This is a genomic window from Hydrogenophaga sp. SNF1 (assembly GCF_034421675.1).
Taxonomy (GTDB): domain Bacteria; phylum Pseudomonadota; class Gammaproteobacteria; order Burkholderiales; family Burkholderiaceae_C; genus Hydrogenophaga; species Hydrogenophaga borbori.
The window spans coordinates 1582249-1600933 of the sequence record NZ_CP139793.1 but is presented as its reverse complement, the minus strand read 5'-3'; the positions used below and the strand labels follow the sequence as shown (position 1 = coordinate 1600933).

Annotated in this window: 21 protein-coding genes; 12 read left to right on the top strand and 9 right to left on the bottom strand. The window is 71.6% G+C overall.

Annotated elements, in window-relative coordinates:
• Window positions 1–5 precede the first annotated feature (5 nt).
• From SOM08_RS07755 to SOM08_RS07745, 3 genes are all read left to right on the top strand, one after another.
• Entirely contained in the window at window positions 6–596 is a 591-nt protein-coding gene (locus tag SOM08_RS07755) for a thioredoxin fold domain-containing protein (protein ID WP_116960546.1), read from the top strand.
• Window positions 597–933: 337 nt separating this feature from the next.
• Window positions 934–2247, top strand: a complete 1314-nt coding sequence (locus tag SOM08_RS07750; RefSeq protein ID WP_322470445.1) for a hypothetical protein — start codon at window positions 934–936, stop codon at window positions 2245–2247.
• 89 nt (window positions 2248–2336) lie between these two features.
• A complete protein-coding gene (locus SOM08_RS07745) occupies window positions 2337–2627 on the top strand; it encodes a hypothetical protein (RefSeq protein ID WP_322470444.1) in 291 nt (96 codons plus the stop codon).
• Window positions 2628–2648: 21 nt separating this feature from the next.
• On the opposite strand, the gene ylqF is transcribed toward SOM08_RS07745, so the two are convergent.
• A complete protein-coding gene (ylqF, locus tag SOM08_RS07740) occupies window positions 2649–3590 on the bottom strand; it encodes a ribosome biogenesis GTPase YlqF (RefSeq protein ID WP_322470443.1) in 942 nt (313 codons plus the stop codon).
• A 138-nt stretch (window positions 3591–3728) separates the two neighbouring features.
• On the opposite strand from ylqF, the gene SOM08_RS07735 reads away from it, so the two are divergent.
• Complete coding sequence (locus SOM08_RS07735; RefSeq protein WP_116960550.1) at window positions 3729–4211, top strand: SRPBCC family protein; 483 nt, start codon at window positions 3729–3731, stop codon at window positions 4209–4211.
• A gap of 19 nt (window positions 4212–4230) precedes the next feature.
• Here the strand turns inward: SOM08_RS07735 and gshA are convergent, their stop codons facing one another.
• On the bottom strand, window positions 4231–5799 hold the full coding sequence (gene gshA, locus SOM08_RS07730; RefSeq protein WP_116960551.1) for a glutamate--cysteine ligase: 1569 nt from the start codon (window positions 5797–5799) through the stop codon (window positions 4231–4233).
• Window positions 5800–5833: 34 nt separating this feature from the next.
• A complete protein-coding gene (locus tag SOM08_RS07725; RefSeq protein WP_116960552.1) occupies window positions 5834–6820 on the bottom strand; it encodes a tRNA dihydrouridine synthase in 987 nt (328 codons plus the stop codon).
• A gap of 58 nt (window positions 6821–6878) precedes the next feature.
• Between SOM08_RS07725 and SOM08_RS07720 the strand changes: the two genes are divergently transcribed.
• The 7 genes from SOM08_RS07720 (at window position 6879) to SOM08_RS07690 (ending at window position 13424) form a co-directional block, all read left to right on the top strand.
• Window positions 6879–7544 carry an RluA family pseudouridine synthase gene (locus SOM08_RS07720; RefSeq protein WP_116960553.1) on the top strand — a complete coding sequence of 222 codons (666 nt, stop codon included), beginning with the start codon at window positions 6879–6881 and terminating at the stop codon, window positions 7542–7544.
• 26 nt (window positions 7545–7570) lie between these two features.
• Window positions 7571–8347 carry an SDR family NAD(P)-dependent oxidoreductase gene (locus SOM08_RS07715; protein ID WP_322470442.1) on the top strand — a complete coding sequence of 259 codons (777 nt, stop codon included), beginning with the start codon at window positions 7571–7573 and terminating at the stop codon, window positions 8345–8347.
• Between the two features lie 107 nt (window positions 8348–8454).
• Window positions 8455–9639 (top strand): beta-ketothiolase BktB, encoded by a 1185-nt coding sequence (gene bktB, locus SOM08_RS07710; RefSeq protein ID WP_116960555.1) that lies wholly within the window; start codon window positions 8455–8457, stop codon window positions 9637–9639.
• A gap of 8 nt (window positions 9640–9647) precedes the next feature.
• A complete protein-coding gene (locus SOM08_RS07705; RefSeq protein WP_322470441.1) occupies window positions 9648–10835 on the top strand; it encodes a serine hydrolase domain-containing protein in 1188 nt (395 codons plus the stop codon).
• 28 nt (window positions 10836–10863) lie between these two features.
• On the top strand, window positions 10864–11808 hold the full coding sequence (locus tag SOM08_RS07700) for a LysR family transcriptional regulator (protein WP_322470440.1): 945 nt from the start codon (window positions 10864–10866) through the stop codon (window positions 11806–11808).
• Window positions 11809–11938: 130 nt separating this feature from the next.
• Complete coding sequence (locus SOM08_RS07695; RefSeq protein WP_116960558.1) at window positions 11939–12727, top strand: class II aldolase/adducin family protein; 789 nt, start codon at window positions 11939–11941, stop codon at window positions 12725–12727.
• A 148-nt stretch (window positions 12728–12875) separates the two neighbouring features.
• Complete coding sequence (locus SOM08_RS07690) at window positions 12876–13424, top strand: DUF6622 family protein (RefSeq protein WP_116960559.1); 549 nt, start codon at window positions 12876–12878, stop codon at window positions 13422–13424.
• Window positions 13425–13464: 40 nt separating this feature from the next.
• On the opposite strand, the gene SOM08_RS07685 is transcribed toward SOM08_RS07690, so the two are convergent.
• From SOM08_RS07685 to SOM08_RS07670, 4 genes are all read right to left on the bottom strand, one after another.
• Entirely contained in the window at window positions 13465–14364 is a 900-nt protein-coding gene (locus SOM08_RS07685) for a c-type cytochrome (RefSeq protein ID WP_116960560.1), read from the bottom strand.
• A 102-nt stretch (window positions 14365–14466) separates the two neighbouring features.
• Window positions 14467–15204, bottom strand: coding sequence for a glucose 1-dehydrogenase (locus tag SOM08_RS07680; protein ID WP_322470439.1), 738 nt, complete (start codon window positions 15202–15204; stop codon window positions 14467–14469).
• Between the two features lie 106 nt (window positions 15205–15310).
• On the bottom strand, window positions 15311–16210 hold the full coding sequence (locus SOM08_RS07675) for a LysR substrate-binding domain-containing protein (RefSeq protein WP_116960562.1): 900 nt from the start codon (window positions 16208–16210) through the stop codon (window positions 15311–15313).
• A gap of 5 nt (window positions 16211–16215) precedes the next feature.
• The gene (locus tag SOM08_RS07670; protein WP_116960563.1) at window positions 16216–16779 is read right to left on the bottom strand and encodes a DUF2889 domain-containing protein; all 564 of its coding nucleotides are present in this window, start codon (window positions 16777–16779) and stop codon (window positions 16216–16218) included.
• A gap of 93 nt (window positions 16780–16872) precedes the next feature.
• Here SOM08_RS07670 and SOM08_RS07665 point away from each other — a divergent pair, with 93 nt between their 5' ends.
• On the top strand, window positions 16873–17406 hold the full coding sequence (locus SOM08_RS07665) for a cupin domain-containing protein (protein ID WP_116960564.1): 534 nt from the start codon (window positions 16873–16875) through the stop codon (window positions 17404–17406).
• Window positions 17407–17413: 7 nt separating this feature from the next.
• On the opposite strand, the gene SOM08_RS07660 is transcribed toward SOM08_RS07665, so the two are convergent.
• The gene (locus SOM08_RS07660; RefSeq protein WP_245981094.1) at window positions 17414–17764 is read right to left on the bottom strand and encodes a YkvA family protein; all 351 of its coding nucleotides are present in this window, start codon (window positions 17762–17764) and stop codon (window positions 17414–17416) included.
• Between the two features lie 77 nt (window positions 17765–17841).
• Window positions 17842–18585 carry a 2OG-Fe dioxygenase family protein gene (locus SOM08_RS07655; RefSeq protein ID WP_322470438.1) on the bottom strand — a complete coding sequence of 248 codons (744 nt, stop codon included), beginning with the start codon at window positions 18583–18585 and terminating at the stop codon, window positions 17842–17844.
• Window positions 18586–18685 lie beyond the last annotated feature (100 nt).

Below are 18685 nucleotides of genomic sequence, written 5' to 3'. Positions count from 1 at the left end.
GCGGCATGAAACGCCGCCACGCCCTCCTCTCCTCCATGGCCGCTTTCGCGGCCATGGGCTTGTTGTCCGCCTGCTCGCGCGAGCCCGAGGCCACGCCGCCGGCCCCACCCATCGACCACAGCCAGGCCCTGCAGGTGCTCGCCGCCGAAGGCAAGGGATTCACCGTGGGCGCCATGATGGCCGCCCAGACCGTCTACGTGCTGTTCGACCCGCAGTGCCCGCACTGTGCCGCGCTGTGGGAGTCGTCTCAGCCCCTGCTGCGCCAGGCGCGTTTCGTCTGGCTGCCCGTGGCCCTGCTCAACGCCAAGAGCCTGCCCCAAGGGGCGGCCATTCTCGGCGCGGCCAACCCGGCCGAGGCCATGGCAAGCCACGAGAAAAGCCTGAGCACCGGCCAGGGCGGCATTTCCGCTTCCGCCAGCGTGCCTGCCGAACTGGAAGCCGCCATCAAGCACAACACGGCCCTGCTGACGCGCCTGGGTGCGGAATCGGTGCCCTTCATCGTGGCGCGCGACCCGAAAGGCAATGGCGCCCGCACCGTGGCCGGTGCCATGCCCACCGGGCAGCTGGCCAGCTTCATCGGCCTGGGCGGGCAGTAAAAAAACCAGCCAGGCGGCGAACGTGCAGGCATGACCGCCAGACGCAACAGATTCTTAATTAATTAGTGCCAAGGGAGTATCTAGAAAGTAGATCGATCGGCTGAAACTTGGTGGACACCCGCTACCGCTTTCGTGCGGGCCCCACCAACTGTTCATCGATCGATCCATGCCTCGTCCCTTGCTTCCACCGTGGGCCATGGCCGTCCTGGCGGCTCCGCTGGCCGTCGCACCCGGTTTTGCCCAGACCGATCCCGGCCCAGCAGCCCCCCTCCCGGCCGCCACCCCGTTCGGCGCTTCGCCCCACGCGCCCCGGCCCCCGGCAGACGGCAGCCCGGTCATGCCCGACCGGCGACCGGGGCAGGCCAGCCAGGCCCACCCGGCGGTGCAGGCCGGCGGCCTGAGCCTCAACGACTCGGGCGCCCAGTACAGCAGCGAATCGCGCGACACCCGGCTCAACGCCAGCATCGGGCGCGACTGGGGGGGCGGCAGCGGCCTGCGCGCCGGCGTCGACTACGCCCGCCTGCTCAACGACCAATGGGCCGTGGGCGGCAACTTCATTGCCAGCATCGAGCACCAGGAGGTCGTGCTCAACGGCCTGTACTCGCCCAGCCAGGACCTGCACCTCGGGCTGTCGCTGGGCTGGCTGCGCGACACCGACACCTACCCGTTCTATTCCGGCCCCGCCGACGTGTCGGTCGACCAGGCCTCGTTACTGGCGCGCGCGATCAAACGCTTCGATGAAGGCTCCTGGCTCACGCAGCTGAGCGGCAGCGTCTACATGGCCCGCGCGCGCAAGCCCGACGTGCCCGACGCGGTGATGGTGGAGGAATCGCCCACGCTCATCCGCTTCCTCGTCGACCCGCGCGAGATCGCGCCCGGCCGCCTGCAGGGCTTCAATGTGGGCATGGGCTTGCGCCCCTGGGCCAACGCCGAGCTCAAGCTCTCGCTGGGCCGCGAAACCCTGCGCTACCGCTTCCAGGACGGCTCGGGCGAAAGGGACCGCCGCACCACCGCGGGCCTGGGCTACACCCATTCCCTGCCGGGCTGCTGGCAGTTCGAAGGCAACGCCAACACCAGCGTGGCGGGCGATCGCCTGTCCCTTGGTGTGCGCCACGGCCTGTGGAACGTGGCGCTGGCGCGCGACGGCGGCGCCTCGGGCATGAAGGCCCGCACCAGCCTCGTGGTCGGCGTGGACGTTCCGCTGGGCCGCAACCACCCGGCGCGCTGCGCGGCCGGCGCAGGCGCGCGCCCGGCACGCGACGTGCGCCGCCTGGACGAGGTCTTCCAGCGCCCGCGCGAGCTGCCCTCGCGCGCGCTCGCCAAGGTCGACCTGACCGCCACGCCCTTCGTGCTCGCCAGCCTCGACACGGCCGGCCTGGGCGGCTCCACCGTGACGGCCACACCCGACGACCTGATCATCAAGCTGCCCTCCCCCGCCACGAACGTGGCCCAGCTGAGCTTCAACGGCCTGCCCACGGGCAACCAGGGCAGCGACGGCCGACCGCTCGTCTGGGTGCAGGACGGGGCGCTGCACATCGGCATCCGCCGCTTCCCCAACCCGGGGGCCGGTTCGGCCATCCCGGTGTCCGTGATCGTGGTGATGGCCGACGCCTCGCTCACCCTGGTCACCTTCAACGCCGTGGGGTTCTGACATGCGCCTCGTCCCTCGCTTCGCTGCCTGGTTCGCGCGGTCGCTCGTCCAGGGCCTCGTTCATCGCCAACCAGGGCACCAACAACACCGTGGGCGGCACCCTGCTCACGAACAGCGACGGTCCCTTGTTCTACCCCATGGGTTCGGAGCCCGGCAACATTGGCAATGCCGGGCCCAACCAGTTCAAGCCCTACTACCTGCGGTGGATAAACCACCGGGCCTACACGCCAGAGATGGCGGTGTGGAGCGATGCCTGGGTGGAGCAGGGTGCCACCAGGGACTTCGAAGCCGCGACCAGCGAGAAGATCCAGTTCTCCGTCTGGGGCAACGACCGCGTGATCTTCAGCAACGGGCAGTGGGTCTTGTCCTGCAACCAATGAAGCCCCGGCGGCCGCGGCAGTTCAGCGCCGCCGCGGCCCGCGCGGCGGCCGCCGCTCCTGCAGCCGCTCCTGGCGGCGTTGCGCGTCCGCCGCCTGTCCCGCGCGCAGCCATTGCAGGTACTGCTCGGGCGTCTCCAGCGTGATGCGCCCCATCAGCGTGGCGCGGAAGTCGCCGATCACCAGCTCGGCGGCCTTCTGCGCGTCCACGCGCCCACCGCTCACCAGCGCGCCGCGCTGGCGGCCGATGGCGTCGAGCAGTTCTTCCGCGGGCGCCTGGGCCAGTGCCTCGGCCGTGAGGCCGAAGCCGTAGCGCGCGAGCAGCAGCGCGGGATAGGCGAGCTTGAGGTTGTCCAGCAGCTCCAGCGCCACCTCCTGGTCGTCGTAGGCGTTGCGGCCCACCGCCCCGCTGGCCGCCAGGTGAAAGCCGCTTTGCGGGACGATGATGCGCGGCCACAGCATGCCCGGCGTGTCGTAGAGGTAGAAGTCGTCGGCCAGCACCAGGCGCTGCTCGGTGCGCGTCACCCCCGCCTCGTCACCGGTCTTGGCCGAGCGTTTGCCGACCAGGGTGTTGATGAGCGTGCTCTTGCCCACGTTGGGGATGCCGCAGATCAGCACCCGCAGCGGCTTGACCATGCCGCCGCGGTTCGGCGCGAGTTCGCGGCAAGCCGCGATCAGGGCGCGCGCGGGCGCCGCCACGCCCGCGTCGAGCGGGATGGCGCGGGTGCCGGGTTGGGCGTTGTAGTGCGCCAGCCAGAGCGCGGTGCGCTCGGGATCGGCCAGGTCCTGCTTGTTGAGCACCTTGAGCGAGGGCCGCTTCTTGGTGAGTTCCCCCAACAGGGGATTGGCGCTGGAGCCCGGCAGGCGCGCGTCCAGCATCTCGATCACCACGTCGATGGACTTCACGCGCTCGGCGATGGCCTGGCGCGTGAGGTGCATATGACCGGGGAACCACTGGACGCTCATGGGAAGACGGGCGGCGAACGGATGCGCCGCGAAGGGGCTGGAAGGTCGCGCATTGTGCCTTGGTGTAAGCCCGTAGGCCGCCCCCGGGCGGCCTGCCTAGAATGCCCCGTCCCTCTTCCCACCCAGCGAAAGGCGCCCATGGCCATCACCGTCAAGATCGACCTCGGCTACGAATTCGCCGTCAAGGCCAAGGCGGCCGATGTGTTCAAGCTGCTGTCGGACGTGCCCGCCTCGGTGGCCCACTTCCCCAAGGTCGACAAGCTCACCGACCTCGGCGGCGGCAGCTACCAATGGGAGATGGAGAAGGTCGGCACGGCCCAGGTCAACATCCAGACCGTGTACGCCAGCAAGTACACCAGTCAGTGGAATGACGCCAAGGGCACGGGCACCGTGAAATGGGTGCCCGTCAAGGGTGTGGGCAACGCCCAGGTGGGCGGGCACTGGAAGATCAGCGACCAGAAGAAGTCCACCGCGATCGAATTGGCCATCGAGGGCACGGTGGACGTGCCGCTGCCCAGCCTCATGAAGATGGTGGTGGCGCCGGTGGTCGAGGCGGAATTCGAAAAGCTGGTCGACAAGTACATCGCCAACCTGGTCAAGAAGTTCGGCGGCGAGGCCTGAAGATGATGTGAACGGGCGCTCAGGCCGCCAGCGCCTGGCCCTGCCCCGCCACCGTGCGCGGGCGCCCCAGCCGCTCCGCCGACACGTACTCCTGCCGGTACACCTCGAACGGCAGGGTGTCGGCCGCCTCGATGGCGCGCTGGTCGTCCAGCGACCGTTGGGCCAGCGCCTCGAAGCGCGACTGCTGCGGCTCGCCCCAGGGCAGGCCCAGCAACTGCCGGTGCGTCAGCGCCGACTGGCCGCGCACGAAGGCGACGAAGGAGTCGTCGTGGTGCGCCGACATGGCGTGCAGCACGCGCGCCGAGGGCAGCAGGTCGGGTTGGCGCAGCGTGCTGCGCGCATGCGCCACGGCCAGCGCGTGCGCGTCGGTGCCGTCCAGCTCGTCCAGTGCGTCGGCGATGGGCTGCAGCTGCTCGACGATCTCCAGGCCCCAGTCGCCGAGCTTCACGGGCGTGCCGCGGCGCAGCAGTTCCAGGCCGGGCTCGCGGCCGCGCGCGGCCGTCAGGTGCTGGTTCTGCGCCAGCTCGCGGATCTCGCTGGGCGTGTCCGGGGGGCTGTCGCTCAGCAGGCAGTGCAGCAGGAACACGTCGAGGAAGCGCAAGGTCATCGCATCGATGCCGATGGGCTCGAAGGGGTTGAGGTCCATCAACCGGACCTCGATGTACTCCACCCCCCGCTCGCGCAGCGCGTGCAGCGGACGCTCGCCCGGGAAGATCACGCGCTTGGGGCGGATGGTGCCGTAGAACTCGTTCTCGATCTGCAGCAGCGTGGTGGCGAGCTGGTTGTAGTCGCCCCCCGGGTTGCGGATGCCCACCGTCTCGTACGCGGGCCAGGGCCGCGTGAGCGCGTCGTGCAGCGAGGCCGCATAGCCCTCCAGACCGTTGTAGCTCACGGCCAGCGTGCCCTGCGCCTCGCTCTGGTAGCCCAGGCGGCCCATGCGCAGCGAGGTGCCGTGCGGCATGTACAGCGTGCCGCTGGCGCCAAGCTTCTGCAGCTCGTGGGGGCGGCCTTCGACAAAACTCGAACACACCGCCGGCGAAGCGCCGAACAGCGTGAGCAGCAGGAAGGCGTGGCGGCGGAAGTTGCGGATGAGCGAGAAGTAGCCCTCGTTGTCCACGCCGGGCAGCGACCAGTTGTAGTGGATGCCCGAGATCGTCTGCATGCGCCGGCCGTAGCGGTGGGCCAGGCCCATGCGGTAGACGCTCTTGGCGCGGCCCACGTTGGACGAACCGTAGCGGCCGATGGGAATGGTCTCGTCGGGCGGCAGGCCGCAGGGCATGCTCGACACCCACAGCCGCTCGTCGCCCTGCGCCTGCAGCGCGCGCAGCACGAACTGGTGGATTTCCGTGAGCTCGGCCAGGCAGCTGTCCACGCTGGCGTGCACGCCCGTGATGAGCTCGAGCTGCGACTCGCTGTAGTCGGTGGTGATGTGCGGGTGCGTCAGCGCGCTGCCCAGCGCCGCCGGGTGGGGGGTGAGCGCCAGCTTGCCATCGGGCAAGGAGCGCAGGCTCTCCTTCTCGATGCCGCGGCGCATGCCCCGAAGTCGCTCGGGCCCCAGGGCGGCCAGCCGGTGTTGCAGTGCGGACATAAAGCAGAGACTCTTGCGAAGCGGGGGCCGGAAGTTAACACGGCTGCGCGGATTCTGCCGAGGCCGCTTCCCGGCATCCCCAGGCGGCCTGGGCCCGTGCGATCCAGGCCTCGATCGCCTCCGGGTCATGGTGTAGGCGCAGCTCGTCGAAGGCGGCCTGCGCCTCGGGGTGGCGCTGGCGCAGGTAGTTGAGCCACTGCTTGAGCCGCCCCGCGCGGTGGCGCCGCTCCACGCGCGCGCTCACGCGGGCCCAGAACAGCGGCAGCAGCGGCACCACGCGAGACCAGGGCACCCCGCCCTCGCCGCGGATGGCCGAGGCCAGCCCCGGGTCGGTGATCTGACCGCGGCCAATCATGAGGTGCTCGCAGCCCGTCACGGCCGCGCAGCGCCGCGCGTCCTCCACGCACCAGATCTCGCCGTTGGCGATCAGCACCGGCCGCCGCGCGGGCAGCGCCTGCGCCACCTGCGCGATGCGCTCCCAGTGCGCGGGCGGCTTGTAGCCCTGGGCCTTGGTGCGCGCGTGGATCACGAGCTCGCTCGCGCCCGCGTCGGTGATGGCCAGCGCGTTGTCCTCGGCGCGCGCATCGTCCAGGTAACCCAGGCGCATCTTGGCCGACACGGGAATGTGCGCCGGCACCGCGCGCCGCACCGCCGCCACGATGCGGCCCACCAGCTCGGGCTCGTCGAGCAGCACGGCGCCGCCCCGGCTGTTGTTCACCGTCTTGGCCGGGCAGCCGAAGTTCAGGTCGATGCCGGGCGGCTGCAGCGTGGCCAGGCGCGCGGCGTTCTCGGCCATGAGGGTGGGGTCGGAGCCCAGCAGCTGCGGGCGCACGGGCACGCCGGCCACGGTGCGCCCGCCGTTGAGCAGCTCGGGCACCACGCGGATGAAGGCGCGCTCGGGCAGCAGGGTGTTGGTGATCCGGATGAACTCGCTGGTGCAGCGGTCCACGCCGCCCAGGCGCGTGAGCACGTCGCGCAGGGTGGCGTCGAGCAGGCCTTCCATGGGAGCGAGCAGCAGCATGGGGCGTATTGTCCTGTGCCGCGCCGCCGCCCCCGGCCGGCGGGGACAATCGCGCCCCATGGACGTTGTCGACGATTTGCGCGTGGTGCACGAGGACGAGGCCCTGCTCGTGCTCGACAAGCCCTCGGGCCTGCTGGCGGTGCCGGGCCGCGGCCCGGACAAGCAGGACTGCCTGAGCGCGCGCGCCCAGGCGCGCTGGAGCGACGCCCTGGTCGTGCACCGCCTGGACATGGCCACCTCCGGCCTGGTGGTGATGGCGCGCGGCCTGGCCATGCAGCGCGCGCTGTCCCTGGCCTTCGAGAAGCGCCGCGTGCACAAGCGCTACACCGCCGTGGTGGCCGGGCGGCTCGACAACCCCGACCCCGGCAATGGCTGGCAGACCATCGACCTGCCGCTCATGATCGACTGGCTCAACCGGCCGCGCAGCATCGTGCACCATGGCATGGGCAAGCCCAGCCTGACGCGCTGGCGACTGGCCGGCGATGACCCAGGCCCGCGCACGGGCTTGGTCACGCGTTTAGAACTGGAGCCCGTGACCGGCCGAACCCACCAGCTGCGCGTGCACCTGCAGGCCATCGGCCACCCCATCGCGGGCGACCCGCTCTACGCGGACGGGGCACAACGCGCCCTGTCCAAGCGCTTGCTGCTGCACGCGGGCTGGCTCGCCCTGCCGCACCCGCTCAGCGGCGACACGCTCGAACTGCACAGCCCCTGCCCCTTCTGAACCCCGAACCGAACGAGACAAGCCACATGACGACATCCCATCTCACCATCCTCACTGGCGCCTCGCGCGGCATGGGCCAGGCCATGGCCCGCCAGCTGCTCGCACGCGACCGCGTGCTGCTGTGCCTGTCGCGCCAGATCAGCGACGGGCTGCAGGCCGAGGCCGAGCGACTCGGCGCGCCGCTGACCCAGTGGTCGCAGGACCTGGCCGACACCCACGGCGCGCGCGAACGCCTGGCGAACTGGCTCGCCGGCCTCGACCCCAAGACCCTCGCCAGTGCCACGCTCATCAACAACGCGGGCGTGATACCGGCCATCGCGCCACTGGGCGACTGCCCGCCCGAAGGACTCAGCAACGCCCTGCGCGTGGGCCTGGAGGCGCCCATGCAGCTCACGGCCGCCTTCCTCGCCGCCACGCGCGCCTGGGCGCGGGCGGGCTGGGGCGGGCCGCGCAAGGTGCTCAACATCTCCTCCGGCCTGGGCCGCAACGCCATGGCCTCGCAAGCGCCCTACTGCGCCGCCAAGGCCGGGCTCGACCACTTCACGCGCTGCTGCGCGCTGGAAGAAGCGCCGCAGCCGAACGGCGCCAAGCTGGTGTCGCTGGCACCGGGCGTGATCGACACCGACATGCAGGTCCAACTGCGCAGCGGCGACACCAGCGCCTTCCCTGACCACCAGCGCTTCGTCGACCTGCGCGAGAAGGGCATGCTCAGCACGCCCGAGGACGCGGCCCGCCGCGTGCTGGCCTGGCTGGGCCGCGCCGATTTCGGCCAGAACCCGGTGGCCGACGTGCGCGACGCCTGAGCGTCGCCCGCACGCCCGACAGGCGTCGCCTGCGCGACGCCGGCCCTGTTGCCCCTGCGCGCTACCATGACCGGCTTCCCCTTCCCCTTTCGATCCCTGGAGTTCACATGAGTCGAGACGTCTACGTCGTCAGCGCGGTGCGCACCGCCATCGGTACCTTCGGCGGCAGCCTGAAAGACACGCCGCCCACCGCGCTCGGCGCGCTGGTGGTGCGCGAATCGCTCGCGCGCGCCCAGGTCAGCGGCGAGGACGTCGGCCACGTGGTGTTCGGCCACGTGGTGAACACCGAGCCGCGCGACATGTACCTCTCGCGCGTGGCCGCGCTGGACGGCGGCTGCGCCCAGGGCACGCCGGCCTTCAACGTCAACCGCCTGTGCGGCTCTGGCCTGCAGGCCATCGTCTCGGCCGCGCAGGGCATCCTGCTCGGCGACGCCGACATCGCCATCGGCGCCGGCGCCGAGAACATGAGCCGAGCGCCCTACGCCAGCCTGAACACGCGCTTCGGCGCGCGCATGGGCGACGCCACGCTGGTCGACATGATGGTCGGCGCCCTGCACGACCCCTTCCACAAGATCCACATGGGCGTGACGGCCGAGAACATCGCCGCCAAGTGGGGCATCGGCCGCGAGGAGCAGGACCAGCTGGCCGCCGAAAGCCACCGCCGCGCGCAGCACGCGGTGGAGGCGGGCTACTTCAAGGACCAGATCGTTCCCGTGATGCTCAAGGGCCGCAAGGGCGAGGTCGCCTTCGACACCGACGAGCACTTCCGCCCCAACGCCACGGTGGAGGACATGGCCAAGCTCAAGCCAGTGTTCCTGAAGGACAACGGCACGGTCACCGCGGGCAACGCCTCCGGCATCAACGACGCCGCCGCCGCCGTGGTGCTGATGAGCGGCGAGCAGGTGAAGGCGCGCGGCCTCAAGCCCCTCGCCCGCCTGGTGGGCTACGCGCACGCGGGCGTGGACCCCAAGTACATGGGCATCGGTCCGGTGCCGGCCACGCAGGCCGTGCTGAAGAAAACCGGGTTGAGCGTCCAGGACATCGACGTGATCGAGGCCAACGAAGCCTTCGCGGCCCAGGCCTGCGCGGTGATCCGCGACCTGGGCCTGGACCCGGCCAAGGTCAACCCCAACGGCTCGGGGATCTCGCTGGGCCACCCCATCGGCGCCACCGGCGCGCTCATCACGGTGAAGGCCCTGCACGAGTTGCAGCGCCGCCAGGGCCGCTTCGCGCTGGTGACCATGTGCATCGGCGGCGGCCAGGGCATCGCCGCCGTCTTCGAACGCGCCTGAGGCCGCGCATGCACGGACTGCCGACCGCCGCGCCGGCGGACCTGGGGCTGTGCCCCGAACGCACGCAGGGCATCGTGCAGGCGCTGCAGCGCGACGTGGACCGCGGCCGCCTGCCCGGCGCCGCGGTGCTGCTGGCGCGGCACGGCCGCGTGGTGCTGGACGCGGCCGTCGGCCGACTGGACCCGGCGCGCAACACGCCCATGGGCACGGATGCGGTCTTCCGCATCTACTCCATGACCAAGCCCATCGTCTCGGTGGCGGCCATGCGGCTCGTCGAGCAGGGCCGGCTCTTGCTGAGCGACCCGGTGGGCCGCTACATCCCCGGCTTCCTGCGGCAGCAGGTGGCCGTGCCCGGCCCGCACGGCGTGGCGCTGGTGCCCGCCGCGCAGCCCGCCACCGTGCAGGACCTGCTGCGCCACACCGCCGGTCTCACCTACGAATTCACCGGCAATGGCCACGTGAACGCGCTGTACGCCCAGGCCGGCCTGGGCCGCCGCGACCAGACCAACGCCGAGCTCTGCGAGCGCCTGGCCGCCCTGCCGCTGGCGCACCAGCCCGCCAGCGCCTGGGCCTACAGCCGCGCCACCGACGTGCTGGGCCGGGTGATCGAGGTGATCACCGGGCAGGCGCTGGGCGAGCACCTGCGCGAGACCATCCTGCAACCGCTGGGCATGCGCGACACGGGCTTTCACGTGCCACCCGAACACCACCACCGCATCGCCGAGGCTTTCGGGCACGACCCCGACGGCGGCGTGCAGATGCCCATGCACGACCCGCGCGAAGTGCCCCGGCTGGAGATGGGCGGCGGCGGCCTGATGTCCACCGCGCACGACTACGCGCGCTTCCTGCAATGCCTGCTCAACGGCGGCGCGCTGGACGGCCATCGCCTGCTGTCGCCGCACACCCTGGCCTTCATGACGGCCGACCACCTGGGCACCCGCGTGGCCCACGCCGACAACCCGCTGCTGCCGCCCGGCCACGGCTTCGGCCTGGGCTTCGCGGTGCGCACCGCCCTGGGCGAGGCCAGCGTGCCCGGTTCGGTGGGCACCTACCACTGGAGCGGCATCGGCGGCACGCACTTCTTCGTCGACCCGGCGCTGGGGCTGTTCGCGATCTTCATGGCGCAGGCGCCGAACCAGCGCATCCACTACCGGGGGGTGATGCGGGGGCTGGTGTACGCGGCGGTGCTGGACTGAGCGGCCGAGCCCGGCCGCGCCCCTGGCGATGAAGCGTCACCCGGTCCTCAATCTGCGCGAACTGCAGGTCTTCCAGGCCGTGGTCGAATGCGGCTCGCTGGGCAAGGCCTCGGAAGTGCTGAACCTGACCCAGCCCGCCCTCACGCGCATCCTCAAGCGGCTGGAGGAGCAGCTCGGTGTTGCGCTGTTCGATCGCCACGCGCATGGCATGTCCCTCACGCCGTACGGACGGGCGCTGGAGCCGCACGCCAGCCTGATGCTGTCCGAGTCGGGCCACGCGGTGCGGGCGCTGCGCGAGATGCAGGGCCTGGAGCGCGGTGTCGTGCGCGTGGGCGCCGTGTCCAGCGCGGTGGAGCACTTTCTGCCCGATGCCGTGGGCCGGCTGACCGAGCGGCACCCCGGCGTGCAGGTCCACATCGTGGAAGGCCTGTCGGACGAACTGGCGGTCTGGCTGGCCAAGGGCGACATCGACCTCGCCATCGGTTTTTCCATGCCCGCCGACGACGCGATCTCCCTCGTCTCCGAAAGCGAATGGCAGGAAGGCTGCCATGTGGTGGCCGCCATGGATCACCCGCTGCGCGCCCGGCCGTCGCTCACGCTGGCGGACCTGGCCGGCCAGCGCTGGGTGCTCGTGCCCCGCAAGATGGGGCCGCGCGAGGAATGGCAGCAGCTGTTCTGGTCCCAGCGGATGGCGCCACCGCCGGTGGCCGTGGAGGCGCGCTCGACGAGCGCCATCCGCGCCCTGGTGGCGCGCTGCGGCTTTCTGAGCTGGATGCCCCGCGTGCTGCTCGGGGAATGCCAGGGACCGTCCCGCGCCATCGAGGTGCTGCCCGTCGAGGGCGTCGCCTCGGTGCGCACCTTCGCCCTGTTCCAGCGGCGCCATGGCACGCTCTCGCCGGCCACGGTGCGCCTGCGCGACGACCTGCTCGCCTCGATCCGCGCCCTGCCCTCAGCCGTCCGCACCGGTCCCTAGCGCCAGGCCTTGGCGCCCGGCGCGGGCAGCCATACCGTTTCGCCATGCCTTTCGCCGGCGAAGTCATGCCCGGCCTGGCCTGCAGCGCGCCTAGACTGGCCGCCCCACGGACACCACAGGACAGCGCGAGATGGAGAGACAGGATTGGCAGCGGGTCATTGAAGAGCGGCGGCGCACGGTGCGCCAGCGGGTGAGCGAGCAGGAATGGGCGGCCAGGGAAGACCTCGCCGCCTGCTACCGGCTGTGCGTGCACTTCCGCATGACCGACATGATCTACAACCACATCTCGCTGCGGGTGCCGGGCCGGCACGACCAGTTCCTGATCAACGCCTTCGGACTGCTCTACAGCGAGGTCAGCGCCTCCAACCTCATCAAGGTGGACCTGGATGGCCGCCTCGCCGAGGACACCGAGCTGCAAGCCAACCCGGCCGGCTTCGTCATCCACGCCGCCGTGCACACAGCCCGCCCGGACCTGGCCTGCGTCTTCCACACCCACACCCGCGCCGGGGTGGCCCTGTCGGCGCAAGAGGGCGGCCTGCTGCCGCTGTCGCAGCACGCCATGCGTTTTTACCAGCGCATCGGCTACCACGACTACGAAGGCATTGCCCTGGACCTGGACGAGCAGCAGCGCCTCGTCAGGGACCTCGGGCCGCACAAGGCCATGATCCTGCGCAACCACGGGCTGCTCACCGCCGGGGCCAGCGTGCGCGACGCGTTCGAGGAGATGTACTACCTGGAGTTGGCCTGCCAGATCCAGCTGGACGCCACCTCGGGGGGCGCGCGCACCGTGCTGCCCCCGCCCGAGGTCTGCGAGCGTGCGGCCCGGCAATTCGCGGACTCCAACAGCTTCATCCGCGACCGGGACTGGCACGCGCTGCGGCGCATGCTGGACGAGCAGCAGCCCAACTACCGGCAGTAGCGGCAACGGACGCCGTCCACACCGCGCGGGCGGCGTTTCGCGGCGCGCGGACGGCGTTTCGTCGCAGCGGGGAGGCAGCGCCACGGGGCGCCGGTGCACAGTGCGGCATCGGCCCTGCGCCCTGTCCACCACCCGCCCGGAGTACCCCATGCTGCTGCAGCTCATCACCACCCACCCCGACGCCATCGGCCCCATCCTGCGCGGCACGCCGCTGTGGGTGTGGGGACTGCTCACGGGGCTTCTGGCGCTGGGCCTGAGCCAGATGCGCGAGCGCACGGCCAGCCTGAGCCGGGTGTCGCTCCTGCCCTTGGCCATGACCGTCTTTTCGGTGTCGGGCACCTGGACGGCATTGGGCGGCTCGCCCCATCTGGCCACGGCCGTCGCGGTGTGGGCAGCGGCGGCGGTGGCCGGCTTCGCCCTGCTCGCTCCCGGGCGCGCGGGCGGACAGTTCGATCCGGCGCGGCGCGTCTTCCACCTGCCCGGCAGCGCCGTGCCGCTGCTGCTCATCGTCGGCATCTTCCTGGTGAAGTACGGGGTCGGCATCGAACTCACCATGGCCCCCCGGCTGGTGGATGAACGCCCGTATGCGCTGACCATCGCGGCCCTGTATGGCGCGTTCACCGGCGTCTTCGTCGGACGGGCCTGGCGCCTGCTGCGCCTGGCGCTGCGCCCGGCGACCGCCCGCGCCGCAGACTGAGCGGTCCTGACCGGTCCGAAGCCGGTGGGCTGCCGGGCCTTCAGCCGCGGCCCGGCGGCAGGCCCTTCAGGTACAGGTGCAGCGCCCGCAGATCGGTCTCGCTCATCTGCCCCAGCGAGCCGAAGGGCATCACCTGCACCGCGCTGCCGTCCGGCCGCTTGCCGCTGCGAAACATCGCGATCAGGGACTCGGCATCGGGGTAGCGCGCCATGGCACCGCCGGGGCCGGGCCGCAGATCGGCCGCCGGCGGCCAGTCGGGCGGCCCCCCGGGGATCTTGCCGCCGCGCAGGCCCTCGCCGTGGCAGCCCAGGCACATGTTGGCCACGTACTGGCCATGCGCCAGCGTCACGCCTTCGGGCACGGGGGGCTGTGGTGGCCGCGAGTGGTCGATGCGCGAGGCGGCGTCGGGGATCAGGCCAAAACCGTACATCGCCTTCACCGGCAGCGGCAGGCGGACCACCGCGCCCTGCCCGTTCGCGGGTGGCAAGGAACGGATGTAGGCCACCAGCGCGGCCAGGTCGTCGTCGGTGAAGCGGTTGTAGTCCTCGCTGGGCATCACCATCAGGGCGCGGCCCTTCGGGTTCACGCCGTGGCGGATGCTGCGCACCCAGTCCACCGGCTGGTAGGCGCCCACCACGCCGCCGGGACCGGTGGTGATGTTCGGGCCGGCGATGGTCAGGCCGCCGTCGTCCACGAAGGTGCGGCCCGCGCCGTTGGCCCCATGGCAGTCGACGCAGCCGCGCGAGCTGAACAGGTAGCGCCCGCGTTCGACCGACGCCGCGTCGGTGCGGTAGGCCACCGGCTGCACCGGCACGTCCACCTGGCGCGCCATGCGGCGCTCGGCCAGGAACAGCCCAGTGGCCAGCGCCGCCGCCAGCAGCACAACCAGCGCGCCCAGGCCCAGCCCGAGCACGCGCAACCATCGCCGCTTCTTCGCCATCTCCGCCTCCTCGTGTGGGGTGGCGCGATTGCATGCGCGTTGCGGCGCGCCGTCAAGCACCCCGGCAGCCGTCGGCGCGCCGTCCGGTCGGCGGCGCCCCGCTCAGACCCGGCCCCCGTCCACCAGGATGCTGCGCCCCGTGATCCAGCGCGCGTCGTCCGAGCACAGGAACGCCACCGCACCGGCGATGTCCTGCGGCTCCGCCAGGCGACCGAGCGGGGTCAGCCGCGTTTCGCTCTCCAGGTAGTCGGCGGGCAGCCCGGCCGTCATGTCGGTGCGCGTGACCGCCGGCGCCACGGCGTTGACGCGGATGCCGCGCGCGCCCAGCTCGATCGCGCAACCGAGCGTCAGGCTGTCGACCGTGGCCTTGCTGGCCGAGTAGCTGACCGTCTGCGGCTCCGGCCGCACCGCCAGGCTGCTCGAGACATTGACGATGGCACCGCCCGAAGCCGGAAAGTGGTCCAGCGCCGCCTGCGTGCTGGCAAGCACGCTCCACGCGTTGGTGAGCAGCTGGTTCTGGAAGGACTGGCGGCTGATCCGGCCCACCGGCTCGCTCTCGAAGATGCCGGCGTTGTTGATCAGCGCATCGACGCGCCCGAAACGGGCCACCACCGCCCGCATGGCCGACTCGACCGCCGCCTCATCCGCCACGTCGGCCCGGAAGGCCTCGGCTTCGCCGCCCGCGGCCCGAATGGCCTGCACCGTCGCGTCGGCCGCCGAGCCGTTGCTGCGGTAGATCAAGGCCAGTTGCGCCCCGTCGGCCGCCAGCCGGCGCGCGATGGCCGCGCCGATGCCGCGCGAGCCACCCGTGACGATGGCGACTTTTCCAGACAACTTCATGTTCGCTTCCTTTCCACGATTGAGAGAGAAAGCCAACGATAGTCAGCGCCCCTCGGCGCGGGTAGTCCTCCCCAACGCGACACGTGGTTGCAGAAATGGAACGCCGTCAGGCGCCGCCACGGAATCGCTCTTCCAGAAAGTCGATCAGGGTGCGCACCGCGAAAGCCAGGCCGCGCCGGCTGGGGTAGATCGCATACACCGTGGACGCCGGTGGCTCCAGCGCGGGCAGCAGTTCAACCAAGGCGCCGGTGCGCAGCGCGTCGATGCAGGCCTCGCGCGGGATCTGGGCCACACCGGCGCCGCCCAACAGGGCTTCGCGCAAGGCCAGCAGGTTGTTGCTGACGAAGCGGGCCTGCGGCTGGTAGTTCAGCTCGTGCCCGTCGGGTCCGCGAAAGGCCCAGGGGCGAACGCTCTCGCCCTGCACCTGCGCGATCAATGGAAAGCCGCCGAGCTCGGCGATCGAGTGCGGCGCGCCGTGGCGCTCGACCAGGCTCCGGTGGCCCACCAGCACCATGCGCCCGGTGCCGATCGGCCGGGCCACGAGATCGGCCGCCGCCAGCGGCGCCGCCGACACCCGGATCGCCAGGTCGATGCGCTCGGCCAGCATGTCCACGTAGTGGTTCGACAGGTCCAGCGACACCGTGACCTTCGGGTACCGGCCCATGAACTCGGCCAGCCAGCCCGCCAGGAAAAGCTCGCCTTGCAGCAGCGAGGAACTCACGCGGATCAGGCCGCTCGGCTCGGCCTGCGCCTCGCTCACCGTGGCCCGCACGGCGTTCGCCTCGTCGGCGATCGCGCGGGCGTGCCGGCGGACGCGCTCGCCCACATCGGTGAGGTGAAAGGCGTGCGACGAGCGCTGCAACAGGCGCACGCCCAGCTCCTTCTCCAGCGCGGCGATGCGCCGGCTCAGGCGCGACTTCGGCACGCCCGTGCTGCGCTCGGCCGCCGAAAACCCGCCGGCGTCGGCCACGCGCAGAAACGCCATCAGGTCGTCGAGCCGGTCCATCCGTCTCAGCTGTCCTTGGCGGGCATCGGCTGCGCTCGCCAGCGGAAGAACATGGGGTAGACCTTCTCCACCACCGGTCCGTCGAAGTCCCAGGACACGCACTGGCCCAGGTGAGCGGGCGGGCGGCCGTCGCCGGTCGGCGCGAACGAGCCGGCGCGGGTCTGCATGGCCGCCGTCGCCAGGTTGTAGAGCAGCTCGCGCAGGTGGGTGCAGCCGTCGGTGTGGCCCAGGTGGCGCTGGATGGTCTGGCGCCAGCCCTTGCCCAGCACCTCGCCCACCATGCGCCGCATATTGGGCAGGATGCTCGGGCAAGGGCCGTGCGGAAAGGCGTCCATGGCGACGGCGATGTCGCGGATCACCATGTCTTCGCCATAGGTCACGCGGATGCGCATGTGGTGGATCGCCTCGTCGGCCGCCCAATGGCCCTCGCCGCGGATCTCGAAATCGAAGGGTTTGCTGTCGTGCAGCTCGCCTTCGATGTCCCACAGGCCGTCGTCGCGGCGAAAGCCCTGGTAGGTGACGCGGCGGGTGTGCATGGGCGTGCGCGGAGCGGGGGTGGGCAAAGGCAAGGCGGCTCTCCGGGTGCGGGAAAACCCGCAATTGTCGGGTCAACGGGCCGCAGGCGCTGGCACACTGGTGTCTTGTCCCCCGAGGAGCGCGCCATGGCCCACGATCACCCGCACGACCATCCCCATGACCACGACCACCCGCACGACCACGGACACCCCCCCGAGGGCGCCCGCTGGAAGCACGATGGCGTGCGCGTGATCCCGGGCAACCAGCTCGACGGCAACGTGCCCTCCACCCCGGGCATGGACCGCAAGGCCGCCATCAACTTCGCGCGCGTGGGCGCGCAGAAGCTGTGGGCCGGCACCGTCACCATCCACCCCGATGCCAAGACCGGCGCCCACCACCACGGGCACCTGGAAAGCGTGATCTACGTCGTCAAGGGCCGCGCGCGCATGCGCTGGGGCGAGCACCTGGAGTTCACGGCCGAGGCCGGGCCGGGCGACTTCATCTACGTGCCGCCCTACGTGCCGCACCAGGAAATCAACGCCAGCCCCACCGAGGTGCTGGAGTGCGTGCTGTGCCGCAGCGACGGCCAGGCGGTGGCGGTCAACCTGGACATCGAACCGGTGGAGAAGCCACAGACGGTGCTGTGGGTCGACCCGACGCACCCCACCGGGGGGGTTTGAGCGCTCCTCAGGCGGCCGCGCCCCAGGCGCGCCACGCCCACCAGGCGGCGCCCCCCAGCAGCAGCGCCCACAGGGCGGCGATCGCGCACGCGCCCGCCCGGCTGCGCGGCCGCTGCCCGCCCTCGGCCGTCCAGCGCGCGGCCCGTGCCTGGGCGTCGGCGCGAACGTGCGGCGGCAGCCAGCGCAGCGCCAACCAGATCAGCAGTGGCAGCAGCACCGCGTCGTCCAGCAGGCCCAGCACCGGGATCGCGTCGGGGATGAGGTCGATCGGGCTGAGCGCGTAGGCGACCACGACCAGCACCAGCGCCTGAACCCACCACGGGGTGTCCGGGTGGCGGCGCGCGAACCACAGGGTCATTGCGTCGGACCTGAGCCGGCGCGCCCAGGCCCTCAAGCGATCGACAGGGCCACCGGCCATGGCGGGAGGCGCCGGGCTCACTCGCCCTGAAAACCGCCCGCCCGCAGCGTCACCACCAGCGTGTCGCGCCAGCCGTGGCCGTCGGCCGGGTCGGGCTGGATGGGCGTGCTTTCGTGGATCACGCGCCGATCGTCCAGCAGCAGCAGCGACCAGGGGTCGCGCAGGGTGAAGCGCTGGCCGCTGGGCCCGTTGGCCTCGAACACCCGGCTCTCGCCGCCCTTGATGGCGTGGCGCTGCACCAGGAACACGGCCACCAGGTCCACGCCGTCGCGGTGCGCGCCCTCGGGCGTGGGGCGGCCGATGCCGTCGGTGGTGTCGATGCGGAAGGGGTGCGCCTCCACGTACCAGGGCCGCTCGCCACGCAGGGCGCTGGCCGCCGCCGCCAGGCGCCGCAGCAGCAGCGACCAGGCGGGCGCGTTCGCCATCGCGGCCTCCATGGGCTCGAACCAGCGCTGCATGCCGCCGTGCAGGGCGTTGTATTCCACCGGTTGCCAGTGCGCGCGGTGCGGCTCCAGCGCCACGCGCTCGCCGTCCACCACGAAGCAGCTGTGGCGGCGCTGGCGGTAGCGGCCGCCGTCCTTCAGGTAGGCGTCGGGGGCCAGCCGGTCCCAGTGCGGCTCCAGCGCGCGCAGATCGGCCAGCGGCACGCCGATCCAGGCGGCGCTGTCCTCGCCGCTGAGCAGGCCCACGCCGCGCTCGCGCAGGGCGGTGTCGATGGCGTTGGGGGAGAGGTAGGGGGGAGAGAACTCGGCGGCGCTCATCGGCTGCGGTTGGCTGCGGCAAAGGGAGCCGCGAGCATACGCCGGGTCGCCAAGGGTAAGCCCGCATCGGGGAATACCGGCGCCGATGGCCCAATGCCGC

Bases quoted from the DNA above. Each gene is read 5' to 3' on its own strand.
- SOM08_RS07660 (WP_245981094.1), bottom strand. From the start codon at position 17,764: ATGACCCTGTGGTTCGCGCGCCGCCACCCGGACACCCCGTGGTGGGTT.
- SOM08_RS07720 (WP_116960553.1), top strand. From the start codon at position 6,879: ATGGACGTTGTCGACGATTTGCGCGTGGTGCACGAGGACGAGGCCCTG.
- SOM08_RS07725 (WP_116960552.1), bottom strand. From the start codon at position 6,820: ATGCTGCTGCTCGCTCCCATGGAAGGCCTGCTCGACGCCACCCTGCGC.
- SOM08_RS07715 (WP_322470442.1), top strand. From the start codon at position 7,571: ATGACGACATCCCATCTCACCATCCTCACTGGCGCCTCGCGCGGCATG.
- SOM08_RS07750 (WP_322470445.1), top strand. From the start codon at position 934: ATGCCCGACCGGCGACCGGGGCAGGCCAGCCAGGCCCACCCGGCGGTG.
- SOM08_RS07680 (WP_322470439.1), bottom strand. From the start codon at position 15,204: ATGAAGTTGTCTGGAAAAGTCGCCATCGTCACGGGTGGCTCGCGCGGC.
- SOM08_RS07685 (WP_116960560.1), bottom strand. From the start codon at position 14,364: ATGGCGAAGAAGCGGCGATGGTTGCGCGTGCTCGGGCTGGGCCTGGGC.
- SOM08_RS07655 (WP_322470438.1), bottom strand. From the start codon at position 18,585: ATGAGCGCCGCCGAGTTCTCTCCCCCCTACCTCTCCCCCAACGCCATC.
- SOM08_RS07695 (WP_116960558.1), top strand. From the start codon at position 11,939: ATGGAGAGACAGGATTGGCAGCGGGTCATTGAAGAGCGGCGGCGCACG.
- SOM08_RS07735 (WP_116960550.1), top strand. From the start codon at position 3,729: ATGGCCATCACCGTCAAGATCGACCTCGGCTACGAATTCGCCGTCAAG.
- SOM08_RS07700 (WP_322470440.1), top strand. From the start codon at position 10,864: ATGAAGCGTCACCCGGTCCTCAATCTGCGCGAACTGCAGGTCTTCCAG.
- SOM08_RS07665 (WP_116960564.1), top strand. From the start codon at position 16,873: ATGGCCCACGATCACCCGCACGACCATCCCCATGACCACGACCACCCG.
- SOM08_RS07755 (WP_116960546.1), top strand. From the start codon at position 6: ATGAAACGCCGCCACGCCCTCCTCTCCTCCATGGCCGCTTTCGCGGCC.
- SOM08_RS07690 (WP_116960559.1), top strand. From the start codon at position 12,876: ATGCTGCTGCAGCTCATCACCACCCACCCCGACGCCATCGGCCCCATC.
- bktB (WP_116960555.1), top strand. From the start codon at position 8,455: ATGAGTCGAGACGTCTACGTCGTCAGCGCGGTGCGCACCGCCATCGGT.
- ylqF (WP_322470443.1), bottom strand. From the start codon at position 3,590: ATGAGCGTCCAGTGGTTCCCCGGTCATATGCACCTCACGCGCCAGGCC.
- SOM08_RS07705 (WP_322470441.1), top strand. From the start codon at position 9,648: ATGCACGGACTGCCGACCGCCGCGCCGGCGGACCTGGGGCTGTGCCCC.
- gshA (WP_116960551.1), bottom strand. From the start codon at position 5,799: ATGTCCGCACTGCAACACCGGCTGGCCGCCCTGGGGCCCGAGCGACTT.
- SOM08_RS07675 (WP_116960562.1), bottom strand. From the start codon at position 16,210: ATGGACCGGCTCGACGACCTGATGGCGTTTCTGCGCGTGGCCGACGCC.